Origin of the sequence: Pseudomonas syringae pv. cilantro (assembly GCF_001293775.1) — a bacterium.
Classification (GTDB): Bacteria; Pseudomonadota; Gammaproteobacteria; order Pseudomonadales; family Pseudomonadaceae; genus Aquipseudomonas; species Aquipseudomonas syringae_P.
In genome coordinates this window covers 12,311-26,984 of sequence record NZ_LGLN01000078.1, presented here as the reverse complement: position 1 = coordinate 26,984, position 14,674 = coordinate 12,311, and the positions used below count along the sequence as shown (strand labels likewise).

Genomic DNA, 14,674 nt, shown 5'->3' with positions numbered 1-14,674 from the left:
GGTCATGAGAGCCAAAACGCTATCACCGGCATAAGTGTTTAACTGGCCAGCGCCACTAAAGTTCCAACTCATTGACGGGCGTCTGTATTCGGAGGCTGGCAACGCGACGCACGATCGCTGTTGACCCTAGCAGCTGGTTCAGGCGCTGATTAGCCAGCCAGATTGACTAGCGGTCATGAAAAACATTCATGAATAGGTAGAGCGATGGCCGAGTGCGCTCAGCAACGCTCGCATCAGTGGGCGGAAAAGGAGTGGTCGATACAGGCGTGCACGGTCAAGCGTCAGCTGAAGCTGGCCGCTCAAGACTTGGTCGAAAATGACGATATAGAAGGTCATGTGAAAGTCTTGAGGCGTCTAAATCGGGGCATTGATGACCGATTTGATGGTGGCACCTCGCAACCGGTACCCGGTTTATGCGAAAATGCCGCGTCTTCGCCGAATGGCACCATGGTTTTGCGCAGAGCGTGTAAAAAATACGCCTCTAGCGTGCCTCCATGCCCTAGTGCGGCGTCTCAGACTCCGTGAGCAGGCTGACCCGGTGTGATTTGCCTGGGTGTATCCGGATAGATTTCCGGTCACTGCAACACACCGACAGAGCAAGAATGTCACTCATGACGCTGAGTCCAACGATGATAAGAAGCCAGCGCAGCAGGACATAAATTGAGGTCTCAATCGGTATTATATTGGCCTTGTATGTCCACCTCTAGTCCCTGTGAGTGCGAGAGTTTGTCGCATGCGTCGATGCATGTGACAGGCCGCAGCTTCAGGAGCAGTCGGCGGATGGCGTTTATCAAATGGATGGCAGAATGTTTAAGAAAGTGAATACGGCCCTTTTGGGTATGGCCATTTCCATGGGCATCATGCCCGTGCATGCAGCTGAAACCAAAAAAGTCGACGTACTGCTCGTCGGCGGCGGCATCATGAGTGCAACCCTGGCGGTCTGGCTCAATGAGCTGGAGCCGAGCTGGTCGATGGAAATGGTCGAGCGTCTCGACGGCGTCGCCGAAGAAAGCTCCAACGGCTGGAACAACGCCGGTACCGGTCACTCGGCTCTGGCCGAACTGAACTACACCCCGGAAGACAAGAACGGCAACGTTGATATCTCCAAAGCTATCGAGATCAACGAAGCGTTCCAGATTTCGCGTCAATTCTGGTCCTGGCAGGTCAAGACCGGCGTTCTGAAGAACCCGCGTTCGTTCATCAACTCCACGCCGCACATGAGCTTCGTGTGGGGCGACAACAACATCGAGTTCCTGCGCAAGCGTTACGCAGCATTGCAGGCCAGCCCGCTGTTCAGCGGCATGCAATACTCCGAGGACCACGAGCAGATCAAGAAGTGGGTCCCGCTGATGATGGAAGGTCGTGACCCGGCGCAGAAGCTGGCCGTGACCTGGAGCCCGATCGGCACCGACGTCAACTTCGGCGAGATCACTCGTCAGTTCGTTGCCAATCTGAAAGCCAAGCAGAATTTCAATCTGCAGTTGTCGAGTGAAGTCGAAGACATCAATCACAACGACGATGGCACCTGGCGCGTCAAGTACAAAAACCTGAAAGACGGCACCGTCACCGAAACCGATACCAAGTTCCTGTTCATCGGTGCCGGCGGTGCGGCTTTGCATCTGCTGCAAGAGTCGGGCATTCCTGAAGCCAAGGAATACGGCGGCTTCCCGGTCGGCGGTTCGTGGCTGGTGACCGAGAACCAGGACCTCGCCATGCAACACATGGGCAAGGCCTATGGCATCGCGCCGACCGGTGCGCCACCCATGTCGGTTCCTCACCTGGACACTCGTGTCCTGGACGGCAAGCGCGTGATCCTGTTTGGCCCGTTTGCGACCTTCTCGACCAAGTTCCTGAAAAACGGTTCTTACTTCGATCTGTTGACCAGCACCACCATGCACAACGTGTGGCCGATGACCCGCGTCGGTATCGCACAGTACCCGCTGATCGAATACCTCGCAGGCCAGGTGATGATGTCTGACGACGATCGCTTCGCTGCTCTGAAAGAGTACTTCCCGAACGCCAAGAAAGAAGACTGGCGCCTGATGCAAGCCGGTCAGCGCGTACAGATCATCAAGCGTGACGAAGAGAAAGGCGGCGTTCTGAAGCTGGGTACCGAAATAGTTGCTTCCAAGGACGGCTCGATTGCCGGTCTGCTGGGCGCATCGCCAGGCGCTTCGACCGCAGCGCCGATCATGCTGGGCGTGCTTGAGAAGGTCTTCAAGGACAAGGTAGCAACCCCGGCCTGGCAGGAAAAACTGCGCCAGATCGTGCCTAGCTACGGCACCAAGCTGAACAACAACCCGGATCGCGTTGCCGAGGAATGGGCTTACACCGCCGAAGTCCTGCAGCTGACTCCACCACCGCCGGTCAACAAGACAGGCACCGCGCCAACGCCTGCTGCTCAGCCAGCGAAAAGCAATCCAGCCAGTGACATGGCGCTTTAAGGCCTACACCGCTTGAAGCAAAGCCCCGCCAGACTCTGTCTGGCGGGGCTTTTTTGTGCCCGGGCAGGAATCAGCCGCAAAACCAGTTAAAGCTACGCATCCTCTTGGCACCTGTTATGGTGGCCCGCTTCATTCCATCTCTGGCTGCGCCAGCAGAGCTGCATCACCCAAGTCTCCACGCCGCACCTTCGCGGCAACCTCGCATTTCTTGCGCTGTCCATCTGGGCCACAGGCCGCCCAAAGCATTGTTGCGGCTGATGAAACCTGCCCAAATCGTTTGTAGTGCATTACAACTGCCTGGCGCACAAGGGCAGCGAATTGCTGTTCCCGGCTGAAACACCCCATGGAGTTCCACGAAATGATCGAGCAGACACTCGAAGCAAGCCCCGATGCCGGTCTCGAAGCCGCGCTTGCCGAATGTGCACGTGAGCCGATCCGTGTGCCTGGCGCGATTCAGCCGCACGGCGTGTTGCTCAGCGTCGCTGGCGATCCACTGTGTATCGAACAGATCAGCGCCAATTGTGCGACGGAGCTGGGGCTGGACAGCGCCGAGCTATTGGGCAATCTGCTTTCAACGCTGTTGTCACCAGAGCATTCGATGCTTGTTGATCAGGCGTATAACCACCCCGCCGCAGCGAACAGTGATCCGATGCGGCTGACGGTAGGCGCTGTCGATTACAGTGCTTCGTTGCACCGTGCCGGGGATGTACTGATTATCGAGCTGGAGCCGTTTGTTGAAGTGGCTCAGGAACAATCCAGAATCATTACCCGCGTGTTGCGCAACCTTCAGGCGGCCACCACCCTGGAAACGCTGTTCGATATCGGTGTTCACGAGATTCAGGCGCTGACCGGTTACGACCGAGTGATGATTTACCGCTTCGAGCCCGAAGGCCATGGCAAGGTGGTCGCACAGGCTCTGACGGGGCCCCTGCCCAGTTACAGCGGCTTGAACTTCCCTGGCTCGGATATTCCCGCTCAGGCGCGCGAACTGTATCGCCTGAACTGGATTCGCGTCATCCCGGACGCCACCTACGTTCCTGTCCCGTTGGTTCCGACGCTACGCCCGGCCACCGGGCAACCACTCGATCTGGGTTTTTCGACACTCAGAAGCGTGTCCCCCGTGCATTGCGAGTACCTCAAGAACATGGGCGTGCGCTCATCGATGAGCATCTCGCTGCTGGAGGGGGGTGAACTGTGGGGCCTGATCGCCTGCGGTCATCCCGAGCCGCTGCTGGTGTCTCGAGAGCTGCGCGACGCCTGTGCCATGATCGGCCAACTGTTGTCGGTGAAGATCTCCGCAATCGTTGCGACACAGATCCAGCGTGAGCGCGAAGAGAAAGTTGTTTTGCTGCGGCAACTCGCAGATGCCATGAGTCGGGCTGATCATGACATTCTGGACGGCCTGATGAGCAGGCCGGAGTTGCTTCAGTCGCTGACACTGGCCGACGGTGCCGCCGTTTTGATTGATGACCGCATTCATCTGTTTGGCCAGTGCCCGACCCACGACGAGGTGCGCGCGCTGTATCTGTGGATACGAAACAATGGGCTGACCAGTCAACGGGGTACAGAGCAGGCGACAGGCCTGCAGGGGCTGGGCGTTTTCCACACGAACTCAATGCAGAAACTCTACCCTGACAGCGCCGCCTATCGCGCGCTGGCGAGCGGAATCATAGCGTTCACCTTACCCAAGCCGGTCGATAACGCCGTCATGTGGTTCCGTGCCCAGCTTACCTCCACCATGAACTGGAGCGGCGACCCGGCCCATCACGTCAGCGTCAGCCCGGCCGGTTCTGCGAGCCATCGCCTGCGTCCGCGGCAGTCTTTCGACGTCTGGGCACAGGAGGTTACCGGTATCGCCAGACCTTGGTCCCAAGGCGATCTTTATGGCGCGGAAGACCTGCGACGCTCTGCTCTGGAAACCGATCTTGAACGCCAGGTGCAGCGTGAGCAGGAAGCGGTTCGCTTGCGTGATGAACTGGTCGCCGTGGTGTCCCACGACCTGCGCAACCCCATGTCGATCATCATCATGCAGTGCGGCATGATGCAACGCTGGACCGTCGGCGACTCGAGCATTGAAAATCGCAATATCCAGCGTGCGCTGGGCACCATAGAGAAAGCCACGACGCGCATGAACAGCCTGCTGGAAGATCTGCTGGACACTGCCCAGATCGAAGCCGGCCGTTATCAGCTGTCGCGTCTGCCCCTGAGCGTCACCAGCCTGCTGGAAGAAGCCTGCAGCCTGCTGGTCATGCTGACAACGGAGAAAAATATCGAGCTCAATTGTAGCGCTGCACAGGGCCTGATCATTGACGCTGACCCGGAGCGGATCTTCCAGGTGCTCTCCAACCTGGTTGGCAACGCCATCAAGTTCACCCCGAAAGGAGGCCGGATCAACATCGATGCGGTCGCCCATGAAAACGACGTTCTGTTCAGGGTCAGCGATGACGGGATTGGCATCCCGGAGGAACATCGACCGTATATTTTTCAGCGCTACTGGTCCGTCAAGGAAGGCAACCCGCGTGGCAACGGCTTGGGATTGTATATTTGCCAAGGCATCGTCACCGCCCATGGTGGCCGGATATGGGCGGACAGCTCGCTCGACGCTGGCAGCGTGTTTTCCTTCACCCTGCCCCTCCACCAAGGCCTGAATACCGTGGGTGAAACGACATTTCTGAAGCAGAGTGGCACTACTCACCGCCTGGCCCAATCGATCTCCAGCAAACTCGAACGCCAGCAACAGGAGGATCGTCTCACCCGCGCGGGATTGTTGAACGAGCTGAACCACCGGGTCAAAAACACTTTGGCGACTGTGCAGGCGATTGCCTCTCTCACGGTCAACAGCTCCGCTTCCCTCGAATCCTTTCGCAAGAGCTTCGATGCGCGCCTGTTTGCACTGAGCCAGGCTCACGATGCACTGGCACGCGCAGAATGGATCTCCACCGAACTGGTTGATCTGATTGAGCTGTTGCAGAAGATGGACGGCGGCCAGCACCTGATCAACTTCAAAGGTGATCCGGTCACTCTGGAGCCTCGGGTATCCCTGACGCTGTCAATGGTGCTGCATGAGCTGATGGCTAACGCGGTGCAACACGGCGCGCTCTCATCATCGACAGGCCGGGTGACCGTGATCTCCACCTTGGAGACCGAACAGAACCCACCCACGCTGAACATCGAATGGCTGGAAACAGACGGCCCGTTGATCAGCCCGTCCAGCGTCAAAGGTTTCGGCTTTCGCTTGATACGCCGCAGTATCGAGCGAGAGCTCAAAGGCAAGGTCGACGTTCAGTTCGCCCGGACCGGTATCAACTGGTCAATGCTGATCCCTTGGCCAGAAAAACCGGAAAGTTGTCTATGAACTCTGGATCAAACGAAACATCGCTGCCCAGAGTACTACTGGTAGAAGACGAGACCATGCTCGCGATGCTGATGGAAATGATGCTTGAAGACCTGGGTTTTGCGACTGCCTACCACGCCAGCACGCTGGAGGACGGCATTGAATATGCCCGCAACGGCGAGTACGAGCTGGCCATACTGGATATCAACATCATCGGCGGCACCTCATTTCCGATAGCTGCCGCCATCGCTGATCGGGGCATACCTTTCATGTTTTGCTCCGGATATGGCCGGTTGGGCATTCCCGAGACCTGGATGGACCGGCAGTGCGTCAGCAAACCGTTCAGTGCCGATCAGCTGGATCAGGCTCTGGACGATCTGCTCCACGCCTGACCCGTTTTTTTTCAACAGGCGTCGTTGTCTGGCAACTGAAAGCGGGACCATTGAATGCGCTTGAGAATGGGCACGCGGTGCTACTTATTGGCTCATTGTCTGAAGGAACAATGCATCGCCGACAGCGGCACCGCTGGCTGTATTATCGAATACGCACCATGTTTCAACGCCCTCTTCGACCGATGCCTGTACCTGTCGGGCCAGAGATGCCAGCCGTTCAGCGCCATAGGCACTGTGATAGATCTGCGGTGAGCCATGCAGCCGCCAGTAACGCGCTCCTTGCCACCCTGCGGGGATACCGCCCTGGCTTATCGGCGAAGGATCGGCTGCCACTTGTGCAATGCGCTGCGCAAGCAATAAAGCTTCGGCCTGGCGCCAGGACTCATGACGTGGTTCAAGAACCAGTGTGCCTGCATAACGATCACGCAGTGCGTCGAAAAAGCGTCCCGCAACATCCGGGATATAGTCCAGGGAAGGTGGCAACTGGATAAGCAGGCAGCCCAGTTTTTCGCCCAGTTCGCAGCACTGAGCAAGAAACGTATCCAGTAACATTTCACAGCCCTGCAAGCGTTGTTCATGGGTAACACGTTTCGGAATCTTTACCGAAAAGCGAAAATCGGCAGGCACCGACTGCGCCCAGCGTCTGTAAGTCTGCGGACGATGCGGCCTGTAAAAGGAGCTGTTGATTTCGACGGCGTTGAAGCGTGACGCATAACGCTGCAAATGGCTCCCTTGCGCAGGAAACACAGGCCAGTGCTCGCGTCCGAGACTCCAGCCGGCGCAGCCGATACGCGATGCTTGCGAAGTACTCAATACAACACCTTCCCTGCCTCACGCATGAATATTTCCACCGTCTTGGGGCCCACACCTTTAAAGGCAGCCAGACAGAGATCAAAGCTTGCCGATCTCTCCAGTCGCCTCACCAATCGTGGCAAGCGTGGCTTCGATATCATCGAGCGCCTGATCAAGACCGACGAACGATTGCTGGATGGCTTCCCGGTCATCGACTGTCTGCCGACCGCGCAAACTTTCGTCGCGTTCCAGTTCACTGAGCTGCAGGTTACGAACCTCTTCGCGTAACGTTTGCAGAGTCGTCCAGACCAGACGGTACTGTTGCTGGCTGCTGTGTCCCACCTTTTTATCCTCTCGATTCTCTTGGGCATACGCTTGAGACAGCCTGCAACCCGGATGCTCCGTTTTATTCCTCGATAACGAGCTGAAAACACCGCCGGTCAGGGTCGCTGCCCATCGCTTTGAATTTCCCCTCGCGATGGCGATCACTTTTCAGTGCCTGCATCGATGGTAATCGGTGACAGATGTGAACCCTGCCGGAGGAACCGATGACTGCTGCAATTGACCGGCAACGGCGCGTGAAACGGTCTTTGCCTGCCTGCGCCATGCTGCGAATAGCGTATTTTCTGCAGACCTTTGCTTAGCGCTGCGTCCGGAAGCGCCGCGTCGACGTCTGCCTGACCTCTGTAGAACGAAGCAACGGCGTTGAGCAGCCCACGCGAAAACGCCTGACCGAACCACTACTCGATTGCGCCCTTTAGCCGTAAGCCCAACCCCGTAGCAGCGCTAATGAAAAAGGAATCTTTCACCATGGCCACTCCAGACACACCGTCGCTGCACCGCGCAATCACCGCCCCCCTGTTGACGCTGTTCATCCTTGGCGACGTACTCGGCGCCGGGGTCTACGCCCTGGCAGGCACAATCGCCGGACGCGTCGGAGGCGCCATCTGGGCGCCGCTGCTGATCGCCCTGTGCTTTGCGCTGTTGACCGCCGCTTCCTACGCTGAACTGGTCACCAAATACCCGCGCGCGGGCGGTGCCGCCGTGTATGCCGAAAAGGCTTTCGGTAAACCGTTGCTGTCGTTTCTGGTCGGTTTTTCCATGGTCGCCGCTGGCGTCACCAGTGCCGCCGGGCTGGCGGTGGCCTTTGCCGGCGACTACTTTCAGGCTCTGGTCAATTGGCCTGCGCAGTGGGTCTGTGTCGGATTTCTGGTCATTGTCGGCCTGCTTAATGCGCGCGGTATCAAGGAGTCGCTTTCGGCCAATCTGGTCATGACGGTCATCGAATTGAGCGGCCTGCTGATGGTCATCGCCGCCGCTGCCTGGTTCGTCAGCCAGGGCCATGGCGTTGCGCAACGAGTCTTCGAGCTTGATGCCGCCTCTCCGGCCACAGCCATTCTTGCCGCGTCGCTGCTGGCGTTCTATTCATTCGTGGGTTTTGAAACGTCGGCCAATCTTGCCGAGGAGATCAAGGATGTGCGCAGGGTGTATCCGCGCGCCTTGTTCGGCGCGCTGCTGGTCGCCGGTGCGATCTACATGCTCGTCGGCGTAGGCGCTGCAATGGTGCTGCCCGTCGAACAGTTGAAAGATTCGCACGCGCCACTGATGGACGTGGTCAGTGCCTCGGGCCTCGGAATACCCGCACCCTGGTTCGCAGTCATTGCATTGATTGCGGTTGCCAATGGCGCGCTGTTGACCATGATCATGGCCAGCAGACTGACCTTCGGCATGGCCCGCGAAGGCCTGCTGCCCGCGGTGATGGGCTCGGTGCTGCCCAAACGGCGCACACCGGGTCTGGCGATTCTGGCAACCACACTGGTGGCCATCGCACTGTCGTTTACCAGCACCCTGACCATCCTGGCTGAAACCGTAGTGCTGTTGCTGCTCTTCGTGTTTCTCAGCGTGAACATCGCTGTGCTGGTTCTCAAGCGCGACAAGGTCGAAGCCGACCACTTCGAAGTTCACTGGGTGATTCCGGTCCTGGGCATTCTCTCCTGCCTGCTGCTGCTCACCCAGCAAGGTCCGGAAACCTGGCTGCGCGCAGGCATCATGCTGGCCGTCGGCGCCGCGCTTTACGGGCTGGCGCGATTGGGCAGCTCGGTGTTTGTGTCGCATCCGCGCTGAGCATCGAACGCCAGCCCCAGCCCGTCGATGATCAGTTGCAGCCCAAACCTGAACTCGTCTTCGACCGAAATACCCGGTAAATGGCTGCCTGCGGCGGCAATGGCCGGGTATTCACCGGCATCGAGCGTGGCAAAAAAAACCACCAGTTCATCGCTTTCGACGGCCTCGCCTGAGCCACTGGCATGCTGCTGTATGGCAAACCCTAAAACGTAGTGGGCCACGGTGATATAAGCACGGGCGGCCAGTTCCGCAGGGAAGCCGTTGTCCAGAAACAACGCAATGCCCTGCTCGCGGCGCTTCAGGCCGTTGGGCCCGACCGGAATCTGTGAAACCAGCAGCGGCACGACGCCTGGATGCCTGCGCAATACGCCATAGAGCTGCTCGGCGCCCGACGCACAGGCTTGTTGCCAGGTCGTGGCAGCGGTGCCCTTCTTGACCGATGAGGCCTGTTGATCGGCAGCCGTTTCGCCCAACACGCTATCGACCACATGCACCAGTATTTCGTCCTTGCTGGTGAAGTGCCTGTAAAGCGTCGCGGTCCCTGACCCCAGGCGTTCGGCAAGCAAACGCATGTTGAACGCCGACGCACCCACCGCATCAACCGTCTCCAGCGCCGTTGCGATAATTCTGTCGAATGAAACCGAGGGACGCCCACGCCCCCCGGTCTTCTGCAAACGGGGTGAGCGGTTTCGCCACCAGGCGGGGGTTCCGGGAGCGGGCTGGCAATCAAGGTCTTTAGTCATTCGGGGATTATAAGCCAAACCCGAACCCCCGCGACCAGCCTCGCCGTGCACGTTTGTCCAACACCGCCTGTCTGATCGCCGCTCTCCAGACACAACAACGCGATTGACAGAAGCATTTTACGGATACGTCGTATCCATAAATGGACAAACCCTGTTCGCCTCTGGATGTGGCCCCCTTGATGTGGAGTTCAAATCATGCCGGAAGCGGATAGCCGTCTCGGTGCTCACTCGCAGATATCGCCTGCAAAAAATCACTACTCGCCGGATCAGGAGTATTCCGACGTCTTGATCATCGGTTCCGGACCGACCGGCCTGACCCTGGCCTGCGATCTGGCCCGACGCGGGATCAACGTCCGAATCATTGAAAAGGCGGCTGTGCCGTTCAACGGTTCTCGCGGCAAGGGCATACAGCCACGAACGATTGAGATATTCGATAGCCTTGGCGTCGCCCAGCCACTGTTGCGCGCCGGGCAGCTTTATCCGCCGATGAAGTTTCATGTCTCTTGGGTGAAAATCAAATGGAACATGATGAAGTACCAGAAACAAACGGCGGATATTCCGTACCCGAACGTATGGCTGGTGCCGCAATGGCGCACCGAGCAGGTCTTGCGCGAAAGGCTGGCGGAATCGGGCATTCAGGTCGAGTGGGCAACGGAGGCGCTGGACATCAGCCAGGATGCCGAAGGTGTTTCGGTACAGGTCGCCAGCCAGGGGCGGACCCACACCCTGCGCGCACGCTATCTGGTCGGTACTGACGGCGGCAAGAGCTTCGTGCGCAAGCAATTGGGGGTGAATTTTGCCGGTTCCACGTCAGAGGAAGGCCGGATGATCGTTGGCGATCTGCACGTCGAAGGACTCTCCCGGGATGCATGGCATGTCTGGCCTACGCGCAAGGGTGGAATGATCGGTCTGTGTCCGCTGCCGCATTCGAATCTGTTCCAGTTGATGATGCGCCTCGAGCCTGACGAGCCAGCTCCGCAACTCTCTGAGCAGGTCATCCAGGCCCGCTGGCTGGCCGCCACCGGGTGCAGAAACATTCGGTTGCACAGCCCGACCTGGCTGTCGGTATTCCGCCCCAATATAAGGCTGGCCGAGCGTTATCGGGTCGAACGCGTATTCCTCGCTGGCGACGCTGCCCATGTGCACACCCCGGCAGGTGCGCAAGGCCTGAACACTGGCGTGCAGGATGCCTGGAACCTCGGCTGGAAACTGGCCGCCGTGCTGGGCGGTGCACCTGAGACGTTGCTCGACACCTATGAAGAGGAACGCAGGCCGGTAGCGGCCGCCGTGCTGGAACTGTCGAACGAGTTGTTTCAAAACAGCAGAAGCGCCGGCATTCCAAAACTCAGGCGTGGCGACCGGGAGCGACAGTTGTTGCTCAACTATCGCCACCGTTCGCTTTCCTCGAACGATCGTGAAAACGCTGACGGCAAGGTTCAGGCAGGTGATCGAGCCCCGGATGCCGTGTGTTCGCAGCAAGCCTGTGGAAGCACTCGTTTGTTCGATGTGTTCCGGGGTGGGCACTTCACTGTGCTGGCGTTCGGTGAACATGCCATCGACGCGATCAACGCGCTTGGCGCCCACGACAAACATCGCCTGCGGGTCTACGCCGTGCGACCCGCACACGTCACTCACGACAGGCGCGGGCTGGCGGATGAAGACCGTCAGGCCCATCACGCCTATGGCGTGAGCACCGGGGAAAACATCGTCTTTCTGATACGCCCCGACGGCTACGTCGGACTCGTGGCAATGGCCAACTTCGCGCAGGTGGCCACGGACTATCTGACTGCGGTGCTCGGGGGTATCGAACACGAGATCGTGAGAGACAACGACGTGCGCGCGACATGCGTACGTGCACACTGAAGCACGTCAGAACACTCACTCAGAGAACACCCTTTATGAAACCTGTCTTCATACCTGCTTTGGTCGCTGCTGCCCTACCCGCGCTGTCGTTGTCATCCGCTCATGCAGAACCGGGTGATTTCAGCCTGGGCCTGGGCGCCGCCATCAACGAAAGCCCGTATGCAGGCGTCGGCACACAGGTCAACCCGATCCCGCTGATCAACTACGAAGGCGAACGCTTTTACGTAAATGGCGTGACGGCCGGTTACCACCTGATCAACACAGAGTCGTTCGCGCTCGATGCCATTCTTGCCCTGCAGATGGACGGCATCGACCGGGACGATTTCGGTCGCCGTGAACTGGCCAGAAACGGCATAAACCGCGATCTGCTGGAAGACCGCGACAATGGCATCGACGCCGGGCTGGCAGCGAAATGGCAAGGATCTGCCGGGCTGCTTGAACTGGTGGCCAAAAATGACATCAGCGGCGCCAGCGATGGCTACTCGCTGAACCTCGAATACGCTTACCCCTTCAGCTGGGGCGACACTCGTTTCAAACCTAATATCGGCGCCACCCACCTGTCCGGAAATCTGGTGGACTACTATTACGGCACCCTGAAAGAGGAAGAGCGACGCGGCATTGCCGAGTACCGCCCCGGCAGCGCCACAGTGTCTTATGTCGGCATCGGCTTCTCCCAGCCGCTCGGCAAACAATGGGAGGTCTCGGGAAACCTGCGCTACAGCGCCCTGCCGGATGAACTGAGCGACAGCCCGCTGGTGGAACGTGACACCGACAGCTCCACGTCGCTGTTCATCGGAATATCGCGAAAATTCTGATGCTGACGCCCCGCTTTTTCACCTTTGCGCTACTCACTGTGAGCCTGCCATGCCTGACCGTTCGCTGAGCATCCTGATCGTTGAAGACAACCTTGCGCTGGCCGCCAATATGTTCGATTACCTGGAGGCCTGCGGGCATACGCCGGATGCCGCTCCGGACGGAAAGTCGGCCATTCGCCTGCTCGTGGAAAACCGCTATGACGTGATTGTGCTGGACTGGATGATGCCGCGCATGGACGGGATCTCGCTGCTGCGTCATCTGCGCAGCGAGTTGAACGACCCGGTGCCGGTCATGTTGCTGACCGCCAAGGACCAGCTGGATGCCAAGCTCGAAGGCTTCGAATCGGGCGCGGACGACTACATCGTCAAACCGCTGGCCTTGCCTGAACTGGAGATTCGCCTACGCGTGCTGACAGCGCGCAGCCAGCAGCGGTCAGCTGCGCGACAAATACTGCAGATCGCTGACCTGCGTTTCGATCTCGGCACACAAATAGTGACGCGCGACGGTGTTGCGCTGCCCTTCTCGCCGATCCGACGGACGCTGCTGGAAGTATTGATGCGCCAATCACCGCAGGTGGTCACCCGCACGCAGCTCGAAACACTCATCTGGGGTGACAGCGTGCCCGATGGCGACCTGCTGCGCTCACACATGCACCTGCTCAGAAAAACAATTGATGGCGAGCGTGCTGCCGGGCAAAAGCTGCTTCACACGGTGCAGGGCATCGGCTTTCGTCTGTGCGTGTGCGAATGACTGACTTTGCTCGCCGACGGGGCAGCCTGCATCGCCTCGTCAGCGCAATAATTCTCGGTTTCGGGCTATTGATGACGACCGGTCTGACCACCCTCGCATTCATGAGCCAGGAGCTCATTGATCATCCGATCTGGAAGGATTTGCTGGAGACCGCGACCGCCAGAACGCTTGAGGACGACGTTCGGCCGGGGTCACAGAAGAACGACAGGGTCAAAATCTGGAAATTGTCAGACGACACACCGGCCACGGACCTGCCGCCCTCTCTCGCTGCCCTCGCGCCGGGCTATTACAGCGAGGGCGATCTGGACCGCCACGACGCTGATAATGGCGATCGCGACTACGCGGTGCTGGTGACCTCGCTTGGCAAAGAGCGCCTGATAGCCGCCATCGACATCAGCGATCTGGAGCGGGAACAGAACTTCATCGCGCTGGTCGGGGCAATGTTCCTGGTACTCAATCTGATTCTGATCATCGCCGTGATCGCCTGGCTGTACGTCCGCCTGCATCTTCCGGTTCAGGGCCTTGCACTGGGCATGAAACAACTCGACCCGGAGCGTCCTGCTCAGCGATTGCCTGTGCGCTATGCTCAGGAGGAGCTCAGGGACATTGCCTGCGGCATCAACGCGCATCTGGAGCGGGTCGAGCAATTCATGGCCCGAGAACGCGCGCTTCTGGATCAGGCCAGCCATGAGTTCCGCACGCCGATCGCGGTGATCAGCGGTGCGCTGGATATCCTCGCCAGGCAAAAACTGCCGCTACGTGCAGAGCCGCCACTGCAACGCATGCGCGCCACCGTGGATAACCTGACGGAAATCATGGTTGCGCTGCTTTACCTGTCACGTGAGCCGTTGACCTCCAACCGGGACGACCCGATCGAACTCGATCGCCTGCTACCCGGCCTGGTCAAGGATCATGAGCATTTACTCGACGGTAAGCCGGTGAAGTTCTCGGTGCAGATCCAGCAGACGCTGACGTTGCACGTGCCGGAAGCGATGTTGCGTATCGCCGTCGGCAATCTGTTGCGCAACGCGGCGGATAACACCTACGACGGCACAATCGCTGTGCGGCTCAAGGATGATGTGTTGAGCGTGACCGACTCGGGCGAAGGCTTTGACACCGAGCAGGCTTCCCGCCATTACCTGTCGCTGCTAAGAAACCCGATCAGGACGGGCAGCGGCAAAGGCCTGGGGCTGTTTCTGGTGCGACGTATCTGCGAACGCTTTCAGTGGACGCTGACGCTGGAGTCGATGCCGACACTGGGCACCCGGGCCGGACTGGACTTCCGGTTACAAGAATCATCGACCTCGGAGAACACATGAACTGTTCAGCAGCACCACTACCGCTTTGATACTCCAGTCGCGCCCGGCCAACGCCCATAAAAAACCCCTGCCACTGTACCGGCAAGGGTTATTTTCA

General features: G+C 58.9%; 11 protein-coding genes. 8 read left to right on the top strand and 3 right to left on the bottom strand.

All coding sequences use genetic code 11. The annotated features are described in order from the left end of the window. The first annotated feature begins 806 nt into the window (after positions 1-806). The 3 genes from mqo to ABJ99_RS21655 all read left to right on the top strand — a co-directional run bounded on the left by mqo (position 807) and on the right by ABJ99_RS21655 (position 6,170). Entirely contained in the window at positions 807-2,444 is a 1,638-nt protein-coding gene (gene mqo / locus ABJ99_RS21670; RefSeq protein ID WP_054087549.1) for a malate dehydrogenase (quinone), read from the top strand. Positions 2,445-2,802: 358 nt separating this feature from the next. Further along, on the top strand, positions 2,803-5,799 hold the full coding sequence (locus ABJ99_RS21660) for an ATP-binding protein (RefSeq protein ID WP_054087674.1): 2,997 nt from the start codon (positions 2,803-2,805) through the stop codon (positions 5,797-5,799). After that, a complete protein-coding gene (locus ABJ99_RS21655) occupies positions 5,796-6,170 on the top strand; it encodes a response regulator (RefSeq protein WP_054087547.1) in 375 nt (124 codons plus the stop codon). The genes ABJ99_RS21660 and ABJ99_RS21655 overlap by 4 nt, the downstream gene beginning before the upstream one ends. Positions 6,171-6,254: 84 nt before the next feature. Here ABJ99_RS21655 and ABJ99_RS21650 read toward each other — a convergent pair whose 3' ends face one another. Together ABJ99_RS21650 and ABJ99_RS21645 are read right to left on the bottom strand one after the other, a co-directional pair. After that, complete coding sequence (locus ABJ99_RS21650) at positions 6,255-6,983, bottom strand: DUF72 domain-containing protein (protein WP_054087546.1); 729 nt, start codon at positions 6,981-6,983, stop codon at positions 6,255-6,257. A 78-nt stretch (positions 6,984-7,061) separates the two neighbouring features. After that, positions 7,062-7,304 carry a hypothetical protein gene (locus ABJ99_RS21645; protein WP_054087545.1) on the bottom strand — a complete coding sequence of 81 codons (243 nt, stop codon included), beginning with the start codon at positions 7,302-7,304 and terminating at the stop codon, positions 7,062-7,064. Positions 7,305-7,772: 468 nt separating this feature from the next. Between ABJ99_RS21645 and ABJ99_RS21640 the strand changes: the two genes are divergently transcribed. After that, on the top strand, positions 7,773-9,086 hold the full coding sequence (locus tag ABJ99_RS21640; RefSeq protein ID WP_054087544.1) for an APC family permease: 1,314 nt from the start codon (positions 7,773-7,775) through the stop codon (positions 9,084-9,086). Here ABJ99_RS21640 and ABJ99_RS21635 read toward each other — a convergent pair. Then, the gene (locus ABJ99_RS21635) at positions 9,035-9,829 is read right to left on the bottom strand and encodes a TetR/AcrR family transcriptional regulator (protein WP_054087543.1); all 795 of its coding nucleotides are present in this window, start codon (positions 9,827-9,829) and stop codon (positions 9,035-9,037) included. The two genes, ABJ99_RS21640 and ABJ99_RS21635, sit on opposite strands and share 52 nt — an antisense overlap. Before the next feature lie 195 nt (positions 9,830-10,024). Between ABJ99_RS21635 and ABJ99_RS21630 the strand changes: the two genes are divergently transcribed. The 4 genes from ABJ99_RS21630 to ABJ99_RS21615 are packed head-to-tail and all read left to right on the top strand — an operon-like array spanning position 10,025 to position 14,577. Then, positions 10,025-11,692: an FAD-dependent oxidoreductase gene (locus ABJ99_RS21630; protein WP_054087542.1), complete on the top strand. Its 1,668-nt coding sequence runs from the start codon at positions 10,025-10,027 to the stop codon at positions 11,690-11,692. A gap of 35 nt (positions 11,693-11,727) precedes the next feature. Then, positions 11,728-12,507: a MipA/OmpV family protein gene (locus ABJ99_RS21625; protein WP_054087541.1), complete on the top strand. Its 780-nt coding sequence runs from the start codon at positions 11,728-11,730 to the stop codon at positions 12,505-12,507. A 49-nt stretch (positions 12,508-12,556) separates the two neighbouring features. Continuing rightward, positions 12,557-13,258, top strand: a complete 702-nt coding sequence (locus tag ABJ99_RS21620; protein WP_054087540.1) for a response regulator transcription factor — start codon at positions 12,557-12,559, stop codon at positions 13,256-13,258. Beyond that, positions 13,255-14,577, top strand: a complete 1,323-nt coding sequence (locus ABJ99_RS21615; protein WP_054087539.1) for a sensor histidine kinase — start codon at positions 13,255-13,257, stop codon at positions 14,575-14,577. The genes ABJ99_RS21620 and ABJ99_RS21615 overlap by 4 nt, the downstream gene beginning before the upstream one ends. Positions 14,578-14,674 lie beyond the last annotated feature (97 nt).